This window comes from Luteibacter sp. SG786 (assembly GCF_011759605.1).
In the GTDB taxonomy this organism is placed as follows: domain Bacteria; phylum Pseudomonadota; class Gammaproteobacteria; order Xanthomonadales; family Rhodanobacteraceae; genus Luteibacter.
This window is the reverse complement of sequence record NZ_JAAOYX010000001.1, coordinates 2,047,716-2,065,997: the sequence shown is the minus strand read 5'-3', so window position 1 is coordinate 2,065,997 and position 18,282 is coordinate 2,047,716. Positions and strand designations below refer to the sequence as shown.

Annotated in this window: 16 protein-coding genes and 1 pseudogene; 11 read left to right on the top strand and 6 right to left on the bottom strand. The window is 67.4% G+C overall.

Going from position 1 to position 18,282, the window contains the following annotated elements; all coding sequences use genetic code 11:
- Positions 1 to 112: 112 nt before the first annotated feature.
- The 11 genes and pseudogenes from FHS47_RS09530 (at position 113) to kynU (ending at position 11,225) form a co-directional block, all read left to right on the top strand.
- Complete coding sequence (locus FHS47_RS09530; protein WP_167026166.1) at positions 113 to 2,107, top strand: biotin carboxylase N-terminal domain-containing protein; 1,995 nt, start codon at positions 113 to 115, stop codon at positions 2,105 to 2,107.
- An 11-nt stretch (positions 2,108 to 2,118) separates the two neighbouring features.
- A complete protein-coding gene (locus FHS47_RS09525) occupies positions 2,119 to 3,018 on the top strand; it encodes a hydroxymethylglutaryl-CoA lyase (protein ID WP_167026163.1) in 900 nt (299 codons plus the stop codon).
- A 53-nt stretch (positions 3,019 to 3,071) separates the two neighbouring features.
- Positions 3,072 to 3,557: pseudogene (locus FHS47_RS19775) on the top strand (GNAT family N-acetyltransferase); the annotation flags it as partial.
- Between the two features lie 75 nt (positions 3,558 to 3,632).
- The gene (locus tag FHS47_RS19920; protein WP_343203523.1) at positions 3,633 to 4,043 is read left to right on the top strand and encodes a GNAT family N-acetyltransferase; all 411 of its coding nucleotides are present in this window, start codon (positions 3,633 to 3,635) and stop codon (positions 4,041 to 4,043) included.
- Positions 4,040 to 4,612, top strand: a complete 573-nt coding sequence (locus tag FHS47_RS09515; RefSeq protein WP_167026160.1) for a GNAT family N-acetyltransferase — start codon at positions 4,040 to 4,042, stop codon at positions 4,610 to 4,612. Before FHS47_RS19920 ends, FHS47_RS09515 begins: the two co-directional genes overlap by 4 nt.
- A gap of 66 nt (positions 4,613 to 4,678) precedes the next feature.
- The gene (locus FHS47_RS09510) at positions 4,679 to 5,446 is read left to right on the top strand and encodes an SDR family oxidoreductase (protein ID WP_167026157.1); all 768 of its coding nucleotides are present in this window, start codon (positions 4,679 to 4,681) and stop codon (positions 5,444 to 5,446) included.
- Between the two features lie 37 nt (positions 5,447 to 5,483).
- Positions 5,484 to 6,047: an elongation factor P-like protein YeiP gene (gene yeiP, locus FHS47_RS09505; RefSeq protein ID WP_167026154.1), complete on the top strand. Its 564-nt coding sequence runs from the start codon at positions 5,484 to 5,486 to the stop codon at positions 6,045 to 6,047.
- Positions 6,048 to 6,178: 131 nt separating this feature from the next.
- On the top strand, positions 6,179 to 8,248 hold the full coding sequence (locus FHS47_RS09500) for an FUSC family protein (RefSeq protein WP_167026151.1): 2,070 nt from the start codon (positions 6,179 to 6,181) through the stop codon (positions 8,246 to 8,248).
- A gap of 68 nt (positions 8,249 to 8,316) precedes the next feature.
- Positions 8,317 to 9,342 (top strand): amidohydrolase family protein, encoded by a 1,026-nt coding sequence (locus FHS47_RS09495; protein WP_167026148.1) that lies wholly within the window; start codon positions 8,317 to 8,319, stop codon positions 9,340 to 9,342.
- A gap of 94 nt (positions 9,343 to 9,436) precedes the next feature.
- Positions 9,437 to 9,937: a hypothetical protein gene (locus tag FHS47_RS09490; protein ID WP_167026146.1), complete on the top strand. Its 501-nt coding sequence runs from the start codon at positions 9,437 to 9,439 to the stop codon at positions 9,935 to 9,937.
- A gap of 16 nt (positions 9,938 to 9,953) precedes the next feature.
- Positions 9,954 to 11,225, top strand: coding sequence for a kynureninase (gene kynU / locus FHS47_RS09485; RefSeq protein WP_208381885.1), 1,272 nt, complete (start codon positions 9,954 to 9,956; stop codon positions 11,223 to 11,225).
- A gap of 109 nt (positions 11,226 to 11,334) precedes the next feature.
- On the opposite strand, the gene FHS47_RS09480 is transcribed toward kynU, so the two are convergent.
- From FHS47_RS09480 to FHS47_RS09455, 6 genes are read right to left on the bottom strand one after another with little or no spacing between them, the layout of a single operon-like run.
- Positions 11,335 to 12,630 carry an argininosuccinate lyase gene (locus tag FHS47_RS09480; protein WP_167026141.1) on the bottom strand — a complete coding sequence of 432 codons (1,296 nt, stop codon included), beginning with the start codon at positions 12,628 to 12,630 and terminating at the stop codon, positions 11,335 to 11,337.
- A gap of 16 nt (positions 12,631 to 12,646) precedes the next feature.
- Positions 12,647 to 13,594, bottom strand: a complete 948-nt coding sequence (gene argC / locus FHS47_RS09475) for an N-acetyl-gamma-glutamyl-phosphate reductase (protein WP_167026138.1) — start codon at positions 13,592 to 13,594, stop codon at positions 12,647 to 12,649.
- 7 nt (positions 13,595 to 13,601) lie between these two features.
- The gene (locus FHS47_RS09470; protein WP_167026135.1) at positions 13,602 to 14,918 is read right to left on the bottom strand and encodes an acetylglutamate kinase; all 1,317 of its coding nucleotides are present in this window, start codon (positions 14,916 to 14,918) and stop codon (positions 13,602 to 13,604) included.
- Complete coding sequence (locus tag FHS47_RS09465) at positions 14,908 to 16,005, bottom strand: acetylornithine deacetylase (protein ID WP_167026132.1); 1,098 nt, start codon at positions 16,003 to 16,005, stop codon at positions 14,908 to 14,910. The genes FHS47_RS09470 and FHS47_RS09465 overlap by 11 nt, the downstream gene beginning before the upstream one ends.
- 8 nt (positions 16,006 to 16,013) lie before the next feature.
- The gene (locus FHS47_RS09460; protein WP_167026130.1) at positions 16,014 to 17,219 is read right to left on the bottom strand and encodes an argininosuccinate synthase; all 1,206 of its coding nucleotides are present in this window, start codon (positions 17,217 to 17,219) and stop codon (positions 16,014 to 16,016) included.
- 40 nt (positions 17,220 to 17,259) lie between these two features.
- Positions 17,260 to 18,267 (bottom strand): N-acetylornithine carbamoyltransferase, encoded by a 1,008-nt coding sequence (locus tag FHS47_RS09455; RefSeq protein WP_167026127.1) that lies wholly within the window; start codon positions 18,265 to 18,267, stop codon positions 17,260 to 17,262.
- Positions 18,268 to 18,282 lie beyond the last annotated feature (15 nt).

Here is an 18,282-nt window from a genome sequence, read left to right as displayed (position 1 = left end):
CCTGACTGCAAATCACAAAACCTTGGCGATGCTGCGGCGCAACCCGCCCGGAGCCCGCAATCTGCTAGTTTTCCCGCCTTTCCCCCACCCTCCGACCCGTGCCGGGAGCCGCATGTTCGACTGCATTCTGATCGCCAACCGTGGCGAAATCGCCTGCCGCGTGATCCGGACCTGCCGGCGCCTCGGCATTCGTACCGTCGCGGTGTATTCCGCCGCGGACGCGGACGCGCAGCACGTGCGGCTGGCGGACGAGGCCTGGCCCATCGGCGGCCCACGGCCGGCGGAATCCTACCTGCGCGGCGACGCCATCATCGAGGTGGCGAAACGGAGCGGCGCGCAGGCGATCCACCCCGGCTACGGGTTCCTCTCCGAGAACACCGGCTTCGCCCGGGCCTGCGCGGAAGCAGGCATCGCATTCATCGGCCCGCGACCCGAGAGCATCGATGCCATGGGTTCCAAGGCGGCGGCGAAAGCGCTCATGGAGCGCCATGCCGTGCCGCTGGTTCCGGGTTACCACGGGGAGAACCAGGACCCCGCGCACCTCGCGGCCGAGGCACGGCGCACAGGCTTCCCGTTGATGATCAAGGCGGCGGCGGGCGGTGGCGGAAAGGGCATGCGCATCGTGCGCGACGCCGCCGGGTTCGACGAAGCCCTCGCCTCGGCGCAGCGCGAGGCCGCGGGGGCGTTCGGCGATACGCGCGTCATCCTCGAACGTTACGTCGAGCATCCCCGCCACATCGAATTCCAGGTGTTCGGCGACACGCACGGCAACATCGTCCACCTCAACGAGCGCGAGTGCTCCGCACAGCGGCGTTACCAGAAGGTGCTGGAGGAAACGCCGTCGCCCTTCCTCGACGAGGCGCGGCGCGCCCGCATGGGCGCCGCGGCTGTCGCCGCCGCGCGCGCGGTGAACTACGTAGGCGCCGGCACGGTCGAGTTCATCGTGGGCCAGGACGGCGAGTTCTTCTTCATGGAAATGAACACCCGCCTCCAGGTCGAGCATCCGGTCACCGAGGAAACCCTCGGCCTCGACCTCGTGGAATGGCAATTGCGCGTGGCGGCGGGCGAACCGCTGCCGCTGGCGCAGGATGCGATCCGCGCGCAAGGCCATGCGATCGAGGTGCGTCTCTATGCCGAGGACCCGGAAGCGAACTTCCTGCCGGGTTCCGGCCGGCTCGTGGCGCTGACCCTGCCACCGGCCTCGGCCCATGTCCGCCTCGACGGCGGCGTGGTGGCCGGCGATACGGTGACGATCTTCTACGACCCCATGATCGCGAAGCTCATCGTGCACGACCGCGACCGCGCGCAGGCACTTGAGCGTCTGCGCGAGGCCCTGGCGCAAACGGAGATCGTGGGGCCGAAGTCCAACGTCGCGTTCCTCGAACGCCTGGCCCGCCACCCCGTCGTGGTCGAGGGGCGCATCGACACGGGCTACCTCGACCGTCACCTCGACGAGTTCCTTGCAGGTTCCTCCGAACCCGGCGACCTCGAATGCTTCGCGGCGGCCACCGCCCTGCTGCTCGCCGACGAGAACGCGGCGAGGAACGTGCCGGGCGATCCGCATTCGCCCTGGGGCGCCGCCGATGCCTGGCGCCTGGGGCATCCGGGGAAGCGCGTAGTGGCTCTGGTGGAAGGCGGTCGTCGGCATGAGGTCGATGCGCACGGACATGCGGGCGACTATGTGCTCCACATGGGTGACCTCTCGTGCACCGTGACCGGCGCGCGCGTCGACGGCGACACGCTCTCCGCCCGCTTCGACGACCACGCGCGACGCGTGCCCGTTTCGCTGTCCGGCGGCCGCGTGCGCGTGCATGACGACCAGGGCCGGCGCTGGGGCTTCGAGCGCGCGCCCGCCTTCGCCTGGCAGGGAGAGGAAACCGCTGGGGCGCGGCAGCTGGTGGCGCCCATGCCGGGCCGCATCGTCCTGGTTCGTGCAGCCGCCGGCGACGCCGTGGAGGAAGGCCAGGAACTCCTGGTGATGGAAGCGATGAAAATGGAACTGGCCTTGAAGGCGCCGCGCGCCGGCAGCATTGAGTCCATCTCGGTGGTGCAAGGCGATTTCGTGGACGCGGACACCGTCCTCGTTCGTTTCGTCGAAGCTGCCTGACAGGAACCCGCATGAATTCGTCGAACCACGTCCGCATCGTCGAAGTCGGTCCTCGCGACGGCCTGCAGAATGAGAAAACCATGCTGCCGGCAGCCATCAAGATCGAATTGATCGACCGCCTGTCCGACACGGGCCTGGCCACCATCGAAGCCACCAGCTTCGTCAGCCCCAAGTGGGTGCCGCAGCTGGCCGATGCCGCCGAAGTGTTCCGCGGCATCCGCAAGGCGCCCGGCGTGGCGTACCCGGTGCTGGTGCCGAATCTGCAGGGCTACGAGCGCGCCCGGGAAGTAGGCGCCGGCGAAGTCGCCGTATTCACGGCAGCCTCCGAGGCGTTCAACCGCAAGAACGTCAACGCATCGATCGACGAGTCCATCGACCGGTTCGTGCCTGTACTCGAACAGGCGCGGGCCGACGGCGTGGCGGTCCGCGGCTATGTTTCCACGGTGCTCGGCTGTCCGTACCAGGGCGACGTACCGGTCGCGGACGTGGTGCGGGTGGCGCGCCGCCTGCACGAGCTGGGCTGCCACGAAGTATCCCTGGGCGACACGATCGGCGTCGGCACGCCCGCGAAGGCGCGCGCCATGCTACGCGCGGTGGCGGCCGAGGTGCCGATGGCGGCCCTTGCCGTCCATTTCCACGACACCTACGGCCAGGCCCTCGCCAATATCCTCGCCTGTCTCGAAGAAGGCGTGCGCGTGGTGGACAGCGCGGTGTCCGGCACGGGTGGCTGCCCTTATGCGAAGGGAGCCACGGGCAACGTGGCCAGCGAGGACGTGGTGTACATGCTGCACGGCATGGGCATGACGACCGGCGTCGATCTCGACCGCCTGGTGGAAACGGGCGCGTGGCTTGCCGGCCAGCTGGGCAAGCCCACCGCCAGCCGTGTGACCCGGGCGCGCACCGCCGCCTGACTGTGGGCGATGGGGCTCCCTCCATCGCCGGCATCCATGGCAGCATGGGTTCCATGCCTGCCGACTACCTCATCCGCCCCATCGAACCGCGCGACGATGCCGACATCGCCGCCGTCATACGCACCGTCATGCCCGAGTTCGGCGCCGACGGCCCTGGCTTCGCCATCCACGACGCGGAGGTGGACGCCATGTCGGCTGCCTACTCGCGACCACGCACGGCCTATTTCGTCGTGGAGATGAACGGCCGCGCCGTCGGTGGCGGAGGCATGGCCCCGCTGGAAGGCGGCGACGAGGAAACCTGCGAACTGCGCAAGATGTATTTCCTTCCCGAAGCGCGCGGCACGGGCGCCGCATCGCAGCTCCTGCGCCGCTGTCTCGACGCCGCGCGCCGTGCGGGGTTCTCACGCTGCTACCTCGAAACGCTGACGGGCATGGACGCGGCCCAGGCCCTTTACCTGCGCCACGGCTTCACGCGTATCGACGCCCCCATGGGCGGCACGGGGCACTTCGCCTGCGATCGCTTTTTCCTGCGCAGCCTCAACGACGGGGATCTCACCGTCGCGCCTCCACCGCCGTCGCTGGTATTCGCCGTCGACGACCCCGGCCGGCCGGACGTGCTCCCGCTGATCGAACAACTGCACGGTTACCTTTCCGACCTCGACCGCCACCTGCCGCCGCCTTCCGTCGGGGTCGAGAGCCTTCGTCAGCCGCACACCACCTTCATGACCGCCCGCGTCGACGGCCTCCCTCTGGCCTGCGGAGCCGCCGTGGATCACGGCGAGTACGTGGAACTCAAATACATGTACGTGCTGCCCGCATGCCGCGGCATGGGCCTGGGCAAGCAGATGCTCGAAGCGCTGGAACAGCAGGTGCTCTCGGCAGGCGGCAAGACCGTGAAGCTGGAAACGGGCCCGGCGCAGACCGAGTCCATCGAACTCTACGAGCGCGCGGGCTATCGCCGCTGCCGCCCGTTCGGCGACTATCGCGCCAGCGCGTCGAGCATCTTCATGGAGAAAAGCCTGTGATCCGCGTCGCTGTCGCATCCGATGCCGGCGCCTGCCACGCGATCTACGCACCCGTCGTCGAATCGAGCGCGATCACGTTCGAAACATCGCCCCCCGGCGACGACGCCATGGCCGATCGTATCCGCGCCCGGCTGGCCAACCATCCCTGGCTCGTATGGGAAGAAGGCGGCGAGGTGCTGGCCTATGCCTACGCGGGACGCTTCCGCGAACGCGCGGCGTACGACTGGGTCGCCGAAACCTCCATCTACGTGCACGAGAAGACACGCCGGCGCGGTATCGCCCGCCGCCTCTATGGCGCGCTGCTGGAGACCATGCGACTGCAAGGCATCAACCAGGCGGTCGGGGTCATCACGCTGCCGGGCGATGCGAGCGTGGCGATGCATGAAGCCATGGGCTTCAAGCCGGCAGGCGTCTGGCCGAAGGCGGGTTACAAGCTCGACCGCTGGTGGGACGTAGGCGTATGGAGCCTGTTCCTCTCCGAACCGGCCAACCCACCGCCGCCGGTGGTTCCGTTCGCCGACCTGATCGGGACGCCGGCACTGGCAAGCGTGCTGGCCTCTTCCCGGTAGAAGCGCGCCCTGCGCGCTCCTACCCGCTAACATGTGCTTCTTTGCCATTCGCAAAGCGGAGTTTCCATGCAGCTCGAACAGGTCAGGGCCGTCATCACCGGCGGCGCATCCGGTCTGGGTCACGCCGTCGCCCAGCGTCTCGTCGCGGCGGGTGCCAAGGTGGCGCTCTTCGACGTGAACGAGGAAAAGGGCCAGGCGGCCGCCGCGGCGCTGGGTGCCAACGCCTCGTTCCATCGCACCGATGTCACCTCGGAGGAAGGCGTCGCCGCGAACGTCGCCGCAGCGAGCGAAGCGATGGGCGGGCTGAACGCCGTGATCAACTGCGCGGGCATCCTGGGCGCCGGCCGCGTGCTCGGCAAGGAAGGCGCCATGCCACTGGCCAACTTCTCCACCACGGTCATGGTGAACCTCGTCGGCAGCTTCAACGTGGCCAAGGCCGCGGCCCAGCTGATGCAGGCAAACCCGGCTGGCGATGACGGCGAGCGCGGCGTGATCGTGAATACTGCCTCCGTGGCCGCCTACGAAGGGCAGATCGGCCAGGCCGCCTATTCCGCCTCCAAGGGCGGTGTCGTGGGCATGACCCTGCCGATGGCGCGCGAACTCGCCCGCTTCGGCATCCGCGTGAACACCATCGCGCCGGGTATCTTCTGGACCCCCATGGTCGACGGCATGCCGCCGCAGGTGCAGGAGTCGCTGTCCGCCTCCATCCCGTTCCCGTCACGCCTGGGCAAGCCGGAAGAATTCGCCGACACCGTGGCCTTCATCCTCGCCAGCCGTTACCTCAACGGCGAAACGATCCGCCTCGACGGCGCCGTGCGTCTCGCGCCGAAGTAATCAACCCTCAAACCACACGACACGAAGTCGAACAGCCATGAAAGCATCCGAAGTCAAGAAAGGTAACGTGGTCGAAAACGACGGCACGGTGTATCAGGTGCGCGACATCGAGCGCAGCGCCCCCACCGCACGCGGCGGCAACGTCACGTTCCGCTTCACGCTCTACTCCATCCCGGGCAATCGCAAGTTCGACCTCAGCCTGCGTGCCGACGACGAACTGAAGGAAGTCGAACTCACCCGCCGCCAGGCGAAGTTCTCCTATATGGACGGCGACAACTTTGTCTTCATGGACGACGAGGATTACACGCAGTACATCCTCGGCCCCGAGGTGATCGGCGACAACGCCGGCTATATCGTGGAAGACATGGAGGGCTACTACGTGCAGGTGATCGACGACGCACCGGTCGGCCTCCAGGTGCCCACCTCGGTCGTGCTCACGGTCGCCGACACGGCACCGGAACTGAAGGGCGCCAGCGCCACCAAGCGCACGAAGCCCGCCAAGCTCAGCACCGGCATCGAAGTGCAGGTGCCGGAATACATCACCACCGGGGAAAAAGTCACGGTGAACACCCTCACCGGCGAGTTTGCAGGGCGCGCGTGAGGTGCGTGAACCGTGAACCGTGAACCGTAAGCCTAAGAGCCGTCGCACTTTCGGTTTACGGTTTACGGTTCACTGTTTACTGTTTACGGTTCACGGTTCACGGTTCACTCTTCACGCTTTACTCTAATGCCATGAGCAACGGCTATTCGTTCCGCGCCAGCGTCATCGGTACGTTGATCCGGACGAAGCGACCCGACGTCCCCCTGCGGGTGGCGCTGCGAAACACGGCGGCAGTGATCCTGCCGCTCGCGCTCGGCTTGATGTGGGGCTATCCGCAGGTGGGCATCGGCATCGCCGCCGGCGCGCTCGACACGATGTTCTCGGACCAGCCGGGGCCCTACCAGCAGCGCCTCAGCCGCCTTTTCCTCGCGGCCCTCGCCGCGGGTGCCGCGTCCCTGGTGGGCTTCTCTATCGGCAACCTCGTCCTGCCGATGTCGGTGGCCTGCGCCATCTGCGGTTTCTTCGGCGGTTTGCTGGTGGTGTTCGGCCCCGATATCGCACGCGTGGGCATGACAAGCATGCTCCTGCTCGTGATCACCGCCGCCACGCCCACCAGCCTCGCCGGTGCGTTCGCGGGTGGCGGGCTGATCTTCGCCGGCGGCATGTTGCTGGCCGCGTTCTCCGTCGCGGAATGGCCGCTGCAACGCTACCGGCCCGAGCGCATGGCGCTTGCCACCGTGTATCGCGGGCTGGCCGCCCTGGCGCGCAAGCAGCACCACGATGCCGAGGCTCCGGCGCTCACCGACGCCATGGACGCGCTGCAGATGACCCTGCTCGGACGCCACCATGCCCGGGGGCGCGCCATGGAGGCGTTCCGCGTGCTGCTGGAGCTCGCGGAGCGCATCCGTCTCGAACTCATCGCCATGGAGGTGCTGGACACGGCCCGCGACGGCATGGGCGAGATGTTCCGCAATGACGCTGCCCGGGTGCTGGCCGCCACGGCCGATGCACTGGATGCGGCCGAACCGCCGCAGCGCGCCGAGCGCGCGCTTGCCACCTTGCAGGCCAGCGAGCGGGCGCTGCGCTCGGGTGGAAGCCCCACCGAGCTGGGCGCACACATCCACGCCCTCTCGGGACAGCTCGCCGCCGCCGTGCGCAACACGAACTGGGCCGGCTCGCGCGGCGAGCTGCGCGCGCAGCGCGCCGAAACCGCCCTGCCGGAGACATTGCGCAGCGCCTCCGCCCTGTCCACGCTGCGCGCGAACCTCACGCCGCACTCGGTGGCCTTCCGGCATGCGGTGCGCTGCGCCGTGGTGCTCACCCTCGCGTTCGCCGTGTCCCGCTATTTCTCGTTGCCGCACGGCTACTGGCTGCCGATGACGGCGGCGATCGTCCTGCGCCCCGATTTCGCCGCCACCTTCAATTTCGGCCTCCTCCGCGTGGTGGGCACCGTGCTCGGCCTCATGCTCACCACCCTCGTGCTCCGGCTCACCCCGGACGTGGTCTGGGCACACGTGGCGGTGATGGGCGTGCTCTGCCTCGGCTTCCGCTACCTGGCCGGCGCGCACTATGGCATCGCCGTGGCAGGGCTGACCGGCACGGTGGTGGTGCTCCTCTCTTTCGAGGGCGTCGATCCGTTCTCCGCGATGTCCGACCGCGTGCTCAACACGGCGCTCGGCAGCGGCCTGGCTTTGCTCGCCTACGTGCTCTGGCCGACCTGGGAACGGCACCGGGCCCGCAGTGCGCTCTCGGACATGCTCGGCGCCTATGCGAATTACCTGGAAGCGCTGGTGGCTCCGGCCGACAGCCGCAGGCGTCACGAGGTGCGCGCAGCCACGCGCACCGCGCGCACGAACGCACAGGCGTCGATCGACCGCATGCTGGCCGAACCGGGCACACCCGCCGTGCTGGCGGAACTGGCCGAAACCCTCTACGCGAACGGCAACCGACTCGCGCGAACGGCCATGGCATTGGAGTCCCTCATCGACGTCGGCGACGTGCCCGAGGCATGGCCCCAGGTGGGCGCGTTCATCCACGAAGCGGCAACGGCCCTGCGTGCCCAGGCCGAGGCGCTGACCCGAGCCGAGGCCGTCGCCATGCCGCCCGCCCTGCGCGAACACCAGCGCGCGCTGGTCGAATCGCTGGCGCGTGAGAAAGATCGCGGCTTCGCCGAAGCGGTGGCGCGCCTCACCGACCGCCTGACCGACAACGTGGACACGATCGCGCACGTGGTGAACCGGCGCTCCAGCGCGCCGGCGTAACGCTCGCAACGGGCCGCTTGCTGCACCGCGAGAGGCCCCCGCGCGCGGCCGGCGGTACACTCGGGCCCATGCTCAAGATCGACACCCACGCGCACATTCTGCCCCGCGACTGGCCCGATCTCGCCGCCCGCTACGGTGACGAGCGCTTCCCCGTGATGACCCATTCCAGCGGCCACCACCGCATCTACAAGGACGGGAAGTTCTTCCGGGAGGTATGGGAATCCGCGTTCGATGCGGAGCATCGCATCGCCGACTACGCGCGCTTCGGCGTGGGCGTGCAGGTGGTCTCGACCGTTCCCGTGATGTTCTCGTACTGGGCCAAGGGCCACCAGGCCCTGGAGCTGCACACGCATCTCAACGACGCCATGGCCGCGGTCTGCGAGGCCCACCCCCGCCACTACGCGGGCATCGGCACCGTGCCGCTGCAATCGCCCTCGCTCGCGATCCGCGAAATGGAGCGCTGCATTGACGAACTGGGTCTGCAAGGCGTGCAGATCGGGTCGCATTGCAATGCGTGGAACCTGGACGCACCCGAGCTGTTCCCGTTCTTCGAGGCGGCCGCCGACCTCGGCGCGGCGATCCTCGTGCACCCGTGGGACATGATGGGCGCCGATTCGATGCCCAAGTACTGGCTGCCGTGGCTGGTGGGCATGCCCGCCGAACAATCGCGAGCGGCCTGCGCGTTGATCTTCGGCGGCGTGCTGGAACGCCTGCCCTCGCTAAGGGTCATGCTCGCCCACGGCGGCGGCAGCTTTCCGTATTCCATCGGCCGCATCGAACACGGTTTCCGCATGCGCCCCGACCTCGTCGCAACCGACAACGCGCGCAATCCGCGCGAGTACCTGTCGCGCCTCTACTTCGACTCCTGCGTGCACGACGATGCAGCGCTGCGCTATCTGCTTGCCACCGCAGGCAGCGACCGGGTGATGCTCGGCACCGACTATCCGTTCCCGCTGGGCGAGCAGGAACCCGGCAGCGGTATCGAGGCCCTTGGCCTGGACGAGACGGAACGGGCGCGCCTCTTCCATGGCACCGCGCTGGAGTGGCTCGGCGTGCCGATGTCGAAGTTCCAGCCCGTCGCCGCCGTGGCGTGAACTGGCGCACAGCCGGGCCGTCATCCGGGTGCGTTGGCTGTGCCAGAATGCCGCCGTTATGCGGCGCCGCCGCGTCCCCAGGGGATCTCCACTCGTGACTCGCCTTTCGCGCCTCATCCTGCCCGCCCTGCTCGTTGCAAGTCCCGCCCTCGGCGCGACCGACGTCTCCATGATGGGCGGCGCCATCCGCTTTCCGGTGCCGGACACATGGGTACCCATCATGCAGTCGGAGGGCGAAAACGAAACGCAGGTGTTCCAGGTGCCCGGCGCGAGCGCCGCGGACGCCACCCTGGCACGGGTTTCCATCACCGCGCAGAAGGTGCCCAACCTCAACGGTTTCCAGCAGTTCGCCGGCAACCTGCGCAGCCATGCCACCGCCTTGACCGACTACGCGCCGGGCAAGGCCAATTCCCCGACCGAGAATGTATACACGGCGAAGGAAGGCACGGTGAAGCTGGATTACTTCGAGCGCTATTTCTACAGCGACGGTTACGCGATCCAGCTCCGTTGCGTTCGCCCCGCGGGTGGCGATGCCGCCTTCCGCGCCGCATTCGACAAGGGCTGCGCCGAGGTGGCCGCCCACATGCCTTCGTGATCCACGGGTTTTGCCGATGACCGCTTTCGAAGCGACGCGTGCCTGGGCCGAGGCCCAGGACGCCGCCGATCCGCTCCGCGCCTTCCGCGACGAATTCCACATTCCCCGGCACGAAGGCCGCGACACCCTCTATTTCTGCGGGAACTCCCTGGGGCTACAACCCAAGGGCGTGCGTGCCGCGATCGAAGCCGAGTTGGACGACTGGTCCGAACTGGCCGTCGAAGCGCATTTTCGCGGCCGCTCGCCCTGGATGCATTATCACGAGTACGTGCGCGACGCGATGGCGGAAGTGGTCGGCGCGCAGCCGCACGAAGTGGTCGCAATGAACTCGCTGGGTGCAAACCTGCACCTCATGATGGTCAGCTTCTACCGGCCCACGGCGGAGCGGCCGGCGATCCTCATGGAGGCCGGCGCGTTTCCGACCGACCGCTATGCCTTGGAATCGCAGGTGCGCTTCCACGGCTTCGACCCGTCGCGCGACCTCATCGAACTGCAGCCCGACGGCCCCGGCGGCACGCTCTCCATGGCGGCGATCGAGCGTGCCATCGCGGAGCATGGGCATCGCGTCGCGCTCATCCTGCTGCCGGGCGTGCAATACCGCACGGGCCAGGTGTTCGACCTGCAGGCCATCGTGCGCCTGGGTCATGCTCAGGGCTGCACCGTGGGCTTCGACCTCGCCCATGCCGTCGGCAACCTGCCCCTCTCGTTGCATGAGAGCGGGGCGGACTTCGCGGTGTGGTGCACCTACAAATACCTCAATGCAGGTCCGGGCGCCGTGGCCGGCGCCTTCGTGCACGATCGTCATGCGCACGCCGACCTGCCGCGCTTTGCCGGCTGGTGGGGCCACGACAAGAACACGCGCTTCCAGATGGGGCCCCACTTCGTCCCGACACCCGGCGCCGACGGCTGGCAGCTTTCCAATCCGCCCATCCTCGCGCTCGCACCGTTGCGTGCGTCGCTCGACGTGTTCACGCGGGCCCGCATGCCGCGGCTCGTGGACAAGAGCCGCCGTCTTACCGCCTATCTGGACTGGCTGATCCGCACGCGCCTCGAGGCCGTCCTCGACATCGTGACACCGAACGATCCGGCCCAACGCGGCGCGCAGTTGTCAATCCGTGTTCGCGCGGGCCGCGACGCGGGGCGCGCACTGTTCGAACACCTGGAAAAGCACGGCGTGATCGGCGACTGGCGCGAGCCGGACGTCATCCGGCTATCGCCGACGCCGCTGTACAACCGTTATGCCGATTGCCTCGGTGCGGTGGAGGCCATCGAAGCCTGGACAAGGTGAACGCGAACGGTGGGTGCCGCTTCAGCGGCGATGGGAGCTTGTCGCAAGCTTGCCCGCTGCCGCGGGATCGCCGGCATAGCCGGCTCCCACACAAAGCAGCCCCCACAGGTTATCGTTGCATCGCCCTCAAGCGGGCGCGCAGGGTATCGAGCATCAGATCATTGCCCGCACCGGGCGACGTGCGCGCCGCGAGGCTGCCTTCCGGCGTGCGGCCTTCGCCGGCCGACGCCGCCGCCTCGGCCGCGGCGCGGTAGGCATCGCGGAACGGAACGCCGGCGGCGGCCTGCTCGATCGCCACGTCCGTCGCGTACATCGCCGGCTCGATCGCCGCGCGCATGTTGTCCGCCTTCCACTCGAAGCGGGCCAGCATGTCGGGCAGCAGTTCGAGCGCGCCGAGCCCCATGGAAAAACCATGGAAGAGCGAGCCCTTGGAGAACTGCAGGTCGCGCTGGTAACCGGAGGGAAGCGAGAGCAGCTGTTCGATCTCGGTGCGCGCAGCCGCCACGCTCGCATAGCTCGCGCGCAGGAGTTCCACGACGTCAGGATTGCGCTTGTTCGGCATGATCGACGAGCCGGTGGTGTACTCCGCCGGCAGCTTCACGAAATCGAATTCGGCCGTGGTGAACAGCGAAAGGTCCCAGGCCAGCCGGCGTGTGTCGAGCAACGCGGTACCCACCGCGTCCAGCGCGGCCATCTCGAACTTGCCGCGCGACAGTTGCGCGTAGATGGGCGACACCTGCATGCGGCCGAAGCCGAGTGCCGCCGTCGTGTGCGCGCGATCGAGGGGAACGTTCACGCCGTAACCGGCCGCGGTGCCGAGCGGGTTGGCGTCGATGAGTTCCAGCGCCTGGCGCGCGCGCAGCGTGTTGTCGATGAACGCCTCGGCAAATGCCGCAAACCACATGCCCGTGGACGACACCACCGCACGCTGGATATGCGTATACCCGGGCATAGACAACGCGTCGCCGGCGGCTCGGTCCAGGCACACTTCCGCCACGCGGCGGCAGAGGCCCTCCAACGTGCCCAGCTTCTCCTTCAGCCACAGGCGCGTCGCCACCAGGATCTGGTCGTTGCGGCTGCGCCCCGTGTGCACGCGGCGGCCTGCATCACCCAACCGTTCCGTGAGTCGGGCTTCGATGGCGGAATGGCCGTCCTCGTAGCGCTCGTCCAATACGAACGCGCCCTCGGCGAAATCCGCCGCCAGCGTGTCGAGTTCGCGCAGCAGCGCGTCGCGCTCCTCCTGCGAGACGATGCCGATGTTGGCCAGGCCTTCGACGTGCGCCTTGCTCGCCGCGATGTCGTGCAGGAAGAACTCGCGATCGAGAATCACGTCGTTGCCCGCGAGAAAACGCATGATGCGTGCGTCGACCTGGGTATCGGATTTCTGCCAGAGCGGCTGGGTCATGTGGGGTTCCTACCGTTCAGAGCGGAATGGCGGTGAGTTCGGCGAAGCCGAGCGCACGGTTGACGTTCTGCATGGCCTGCGTGGCCGCGCCTTTCAGCAGGTTGTCCAGCGTGGCGACCACGACGACGCGGCGGCCGTCGGTCGACATGGCGAAGCCGCCCACGTCGATATGGTGCCGGTTGGCGATCTGGCTCACCCACGGCGCCTCGTCTACCACGTGGATCAGGGGCTCCTTCTCGTAGCGCGCCTCGAAGCGGCGCACGATGTCCTCGCGCTTCGCCGGCTTCGCGAGATAGAGATTGGTGGTGACAGTGAGGCCGCGGAAGTGCGGCGCCACGTGCGGCATGAATTCGACCGGCAGGCCGAGGTGCCGGCTGGCTTCCTTCTCGTGCATGTGGCCGGTGAGCGAATACGGCATGAGGTTGTCGCGCAGCTTTTCCGGGTCGTTGCGGTCGGAAGGCGTGGTACCCGCACCCGAATAGCCCGACACGCCGAACGAGACGGGTGGCGCGGCAAGGAGGTCTTTGATCGGTGCGATGGATACCTGCACGGCCGTAGCGTAGCAGCCCGGATTGCTGATCCGCTTCTCGCCGCGCCAGCGGTCGCGGTACAGCTCCGGCAAACCGTAGTACCAGCGCTCGTCGAAGCGATAGTCGGCGGAGAGGTCCACGATCACAGTCGGGGCACCGGCCTTGTCGATCGCTTCCACATAGGGAGCGGCCTTGCCGTTGGGGAGCGCCAGCACAACCGCGTCCACGCCCGTGGCGGCCACGGCGGCGGGGTCGAGGTTTCCGAAGGCGAGTTCGCCGCGATAGGCGTCGTTGTGATCGGCCAGCCGCTGCCCCGCCAGTTCCCGCGAGGACACGAAGGCGAGTTCCAGATCGGGATGGCCGGCGATGAGCCGGATGAGTTCGGCGCCCGTGTGACCGCGCGCGCCGACGATGCCGATGGTCTTCTTGGCCATGAAAGGGTCAGTCCTGCAAGGTGGGTACGCGCGTGCGGCTGTGGGCCACGCAGCGCTCGATGTCGGCGAAGTTGTCCAGGCCATACCAGAACACCGTCCAGCGGCCCTGCTTGAGGCAACCGTCGGCCTCCCCGTAGTAGAACGGGTTGATCGGGTTGTCGTGGCGCGAACGCCAGAACAGCTTTGGATTCTCGTCCCGCATCACCTGCCACACCGCCCGCCCCAGGCCCTCGCCCTGGGCGTCGTCGAGCACGGCGAACTTGTCGAGGTACGCGAAGCCTTCTTCCTGCGTGAGCACCATCGCCGCGCGATAGTTTTCGGACACGTACAAGCGATACAGCTTGGTGCGCTCGAAATAGCCGTCCACGAGGGTGCGCCCGAAGCTCGATTCGATGAGCTGGCGCATGCGCATGAGATCGACGTCGTCCCACGAGTCGAACCGCAGCACGCGTTCGCCACGACGCACGAGCGTGCCGGAGCCCTTATGCGTGAACAGCTCCTTCGCCAGCTCGGCGGGGCGGGTAATCGACACGGACGACGTGAGCGGCAGGTCGTCCAGGAGGTCCTTGATCTGCTCGATCTTCAGGCGCATGCCCGAATGCAGCCACGGCTGCTCGAGGAGCTGTTCGTATTCGGTCGACAGGTTGATCGAGTCGATCACCCTGCCCTCGCCATCGAGCAGGCCGCCCGTGCCGGTGAGGAACACGATCTTGTACGGCTGCAGCACGCGCACGAGCTCGTTGGCTGCGAAGTCGGCGTTGATGTTGAGGATCTGGCCGGCATCGGTTTCGCCCAGGCTCGCGATCACCGGAATGGAGCCGGCGCGCAGGCTGGCCTCGATCGGCGCCAGGTTGATGTCGCGCACACGGCCCACGAGGCCGAACGTTTCCTGGTCGAGGAAATCGGCGGCGAACACGCCCGACGGAACCGACGTGGCCCGCGTGTCCGCTTCCTGAAGGGCTTCCACCAGGCGCAGGTTCTGCGCCTGGAATACGCGGCGAACGATGGCCAGGGCCTCGGGAGACGTGACACGGAGACCATTGACGGTCTTCTTCTCGATCCCGGCGGCCGCCAGTTCCTCGTCCAGCTGCGGGCCCGCGCCGTGCAGCACGATCGGGGTGAGGCCCACCTGCTGCAGGAACGACAGCGACGACGTGAGGTCCGGCAGTTCGTCGCGCAGCACCGCGCCGCCCACCTTCACCACCGCGAAGCGCGCGGCGTCCAGTTGGGAGAAGCGCTTCAGGTATTGCTGGATCTCGCGCGCGCTGCCCATCGAGGACAGCAGCCGGACGATGGTCTTGCGGGTATGTTTGTCAGAGTGCACGGTCGACGATCCGATGGATGGTCTGGGCGTAATGCGCCAGTTGATCGAGGGCGACCCATTCGTCGGCGCTGTGCGCCTGCGCGATGTCGCCGGGCCCATAAACGAAGGACGTGTAACCCGCCTTGGAGAACAGCGCGGCCTCGGTCCAGAAATCGACGGCGTTGCCCACCGGGATGCCGAGTTCGTCGGCCAGGTCGCGGGCGGCGAGGCGCCGCGCTTCCGCGGTGGCCGTGTCCCCGGCCGGCAGGGAGTCGCCGCGGAAGGTTTCGCCATATTCCACCGGGTGCGGTTCCACGAGGGTGCGGAACGCCTCGAGAAGGCCATCCGCGTCCATCGACGGGAGCGGCCGAAAGCCGAAGCGCACATCGGCCGTCGGGGCGATCACGTTCGCCTTGATGCCGCCCTCCACCTTGCCGATGTTGAAGCGGAGGCCGGTAAGGCCGCCGAACCGCTCGTGCGACTGGGCCTGGACATGGTCGAGCGCTGCGGCACCCCAACGGATCGCCTGGTGCAGGGCGCTGTCCGACGGCTTCTGCTCGCCCGAGGCGTGGCCCGCCCTGCCCTGGAAGCGCATCTGCACCGAATGGATGCCGCGATGCGCGAGCACGGCTTCGCCGCGCGTCGGCTCGGCGACGATGATCGCCTCGTAATCGCGCGGCACCTTCAGGAATCCGTCGATGCAGCGGGCGTCGTTGGCTTCCTCATCGGTGGACAGCAGCAGGGCCATGTCGCCCTGCGTGGCGTTCGCCACGGCCACCAGCGCGGCCGCGGCACCCTTGATGTCGCACGAGCCGAGGCCGATGGCACGATCTTCCGTGAGGCGCAGCTCGAACGGGCTGGCCGTCCAGTGCGGCGAGTCCGGCACGGTGTCGAGGTGCACGTTGAACAGGTATTTCGGCTTCCCCCGCACGGCGTACAGATTGACAGCACCGGCGCCGAAATCGGTCACCTGCACGTCGAAACCGGGCAGGTTCGCGCGCAGGTAATCGAAGATGCCACCGGTACCGATGGTTCGTGGCGGATTGCGCGTGTCGAAACCGACCAGCGCCTGCAAGTGGGTGAGCGTGTCCTTCAGCAAGGCGTCCATGGGTTCTCTTATTTTCCGTTGGCTCGATCGACTTCGGCCCAGAGCGTGGAGCTCATGCCGTAGAGCTTGATGAAACCTTCCGCCTCGGCCACGCCCCAGTCGGCCGCCTGGGCGTAGGTGGCTTTCGACGACTGGAGGATGTGCTTCGACTCGACCTTCACCGCATACACGGTGCCGCCGCGCGTCTCGACGATCACCTTGCCGTCGACCTTGCGCTGAGTGGACACGAGGAAGGCTTCCAGGTCGGCCTTGATCGGGTCGTTGAAGAAGCCCTCGTAGGCCACCTCGGTCCACTTGCGGCCGATCTCCGGCTTGAAGCGGTTCTGCTGCTTCGACAGCACGGTTTCCTCCAGCGCGCGATGCGCCGTGAGGAGCGCGGTGAGCGCGGGTGCCTCGAACACGATGCGGCCCTTCAGGCCGATGTTCGTGTCCCCGGTGTACATGCTGCGGCCGACGCCATACTTCGCCAGCTCGCGGTTCAGGAAAGCGAGGATCTCGGGGCCCGACGCCGCCTTGCCGTTGAGCGACACCGCGGTGCCCTGCTCGAAGCCCAGTTCGATGCGCAACGGCTCCGACGGCCATTCGGCGCGCGGGGCGCACCAGGCGACCGCGCCCTCGCCCGGGATCTCCCAGGCGTCGATCTCGCCGCCGGAAATCGTGACGCCGAGGACGTTCTCGTTGATGGTGTAGTGCTTCGTCTTGGCGCGAACCTCGAAACCCTTGTCTTCGAGGTACTTCTGTTCGTACGCGCGCACCTGCGTGTGCTCGCGCTGGATCTCGCGAATCGGCGCCACGATGGTGTAGTCGCCCAGGGCCTTCACCGTGAGGTCGAAGCGCACCTGGTCGTTGCCCATGCCCGTGCAGCCGTGCGCGAAGAACTTCGTGCCGAGTTCGTCGCAACGTTCCAGCGACGCCTTCACGATGAGGTAGCGGTCCGACACCAGCAGCGGATACTGGCCCTGGTAGAACTCGCCGGCCCAGATCAGCGGCGTGACGAAGCTGTCCCAGATCGCCTGCGCGGCGTCCACCGTGCGGTGCGAAGCGGCGCCGAGTTCCGTTGCGCGCTGCTCGATGTACTCGCGCTCGTCGGCGGAGACGCCGCCGGTATCCACAAACACGGTATGCACGGCGTAGCCGCGCTCGATCAGGTAGGGGACGCAGAAGCTGGTGTCGAGGCCGCCGGAAAAGGCGAGGACGATATCTTTGCTGGACATGCGGGCTCCGAAGAAGGCGTGGACCGAAGGAAGAGACGAATCAGGAGTGCGAAACGAGCGAGGCCATAACCGCCTTCTGCACGTGCAGGCGGTTTTCGGCTTCGTCGATGGCGATGCAGGCGGGCGAGTCCATCACGGCGTCGGTGGCCTTGATGTTCCGGCGAAGTGGCAGGCAGTGACTGAAAAGCCCGTTGTTGGTGAGCGCCATCTTGGCCTCGTCGACGATGAAGTGCCGGTTCGCATCGCGAATTGCCTTCTCTTCGTCCCAGCGGCCGAAATACGGGATGGCGCCCCAGCTCTTTGCATACACGACGTCCGCGCCGCGATAGGCCGATTCGATGTCGTGCGATACCTGGAGCGAACCGCCGTTCTCGCGCGCGTTGGCGCGGGCGAACTCCATGTAGCGCTCGTCGAGCACGTATTCGGGAGTCGGGCACAACAGGGTTACGTCCATGCCCATCTTCGTGGCGATCAGCAGCGCAGAATTGGCGACGGCCGTGTTCAACGGTTTCGGGTGGTAGGTCCAGGTGAGGACGTACTTGCGGTTCTGCAGATCGCCCAGGTGTTCCTTGAGGGCCAGCGCATGGGCCAGCTCCTGGCAGGGATGGGTGATGGTTTCCAGGTTGATCACGGGCACGGTGGCGTATTGGGCGAAGGCGGCAAGCACCTTGTCCTGGCGGTCCACCGACCAGTCGACGAACTTGGGAAAGGCCCGCACACCGATCAGGTCCACGTAGCGCGACAGCACGCGCGCCACTTCGGCGATGTGCTCCTCGGTCTCGCCGTCCATCACCGCGCCGACCTCGAACTCGATCGGCCACGCGTCCTTGCCGGGGGAGAGGACCACGGCGTGGCCACCCAGCTGGAAGGCGCCCAGTTCGAAGCTGGTGCGCGTGCGCATGGACGAATTGAAGAACAGCAGCGCGATGGATTTGCCTGCCAGTTGACGGCCCTGCGGCGACCGCTTGAACTCGGCGGCCTGCTCGAGCAGGGCGTCGAGTTCGGCGCGGCTGTAGTCCTGGGTGGAGAGGAAATGGCGAAGGGTCATGGCGATCCGGATCGG

Bases quoted from the DNA above. Each gene is read 5' to 3' on its own strand.
- FHS47_RS09455 (WP_167026127.1), bottom strand. From the start codon at position 18,267: ATGACCCTTCGCCATTTCCTCTCCACCCAGGACTACAGCCGCGCCGAA.
- FHS47_RS09510 (WP_167026157.1), top strand. From the start codon at position 4,679: ATGCAGCTCGAACAGGTCAGGGCCGTCATCACCGGCGGCGCATCCGGT.
- FHS47_RS09500 (WP_167026151.1), top strand. From the start codon at position 6,179: ATGAGCAACGGCTATTCGTTCCGCGCCAGCGTCATCGGTACGTTGATC.
- yeiP (WP_167026154.1), top strand. From the start codon at position 5,484: ATGAAAGCATCCGAAGTCAAGAAAGGTAACGTGGTCGAAAACGACGGC.
- FHS47_RS09460 (WP_167026130.1), bottom strand. From the start codon at position 17,219: ATGTCCAGCAAAGATATCGTCCTCGCCTTTTCCGGCGGCCTCGACACC.
- FHS47_RS09480 (WP_167026141.1), bottom strand. From the start codon at position 12,630: ATGACCCAGCCGCTCTGGCAGAAATCCGATACCCAGGTCGACGCACGC.
- kynU (WP_208381885.1), top strand. From the start codon at position 9,954: ATGACCGCTTTCGAAGCGACGCGTGCCTGGGCCGAGGCCCAGGACGCC.
- FHS47_RS09495 (WP_167026148.1), top strand. From the start codon at position 8,317: ATGCTCAAGATCGACACCCACGCGCACATTCTGCCCCGCGACTGGCCC.
- FHS47_RS09530 (WP_167026166.1), top strand. From the start codon at position 113: ATGTTCGACTGCATTCTGATCGCCAACCGTGGCGAAATCGCCTGCCGC.
- argC (WP_167026138.1), bottom strand. From the start codon at position 13,594: ATGGCCAAGAAGACCATCGGCATCGTCGGCGCGCGCGGTCACACGGGC.
- FHS47_RS09525 (WP_167026163.1), top strand. From the start codon at position 2,119: ATGAATTCGTCGAACCACGTCCGCATCGTCGAAGTCGGTCCTCGCGAC.
- FHS47_RS09465 (WP_167026132.1), bottom strand. From the start codon at position 16,005: ATGGACGCCTTGCTGAAGGACACGCTCACCCACTTGCAGGCGCTGGTC.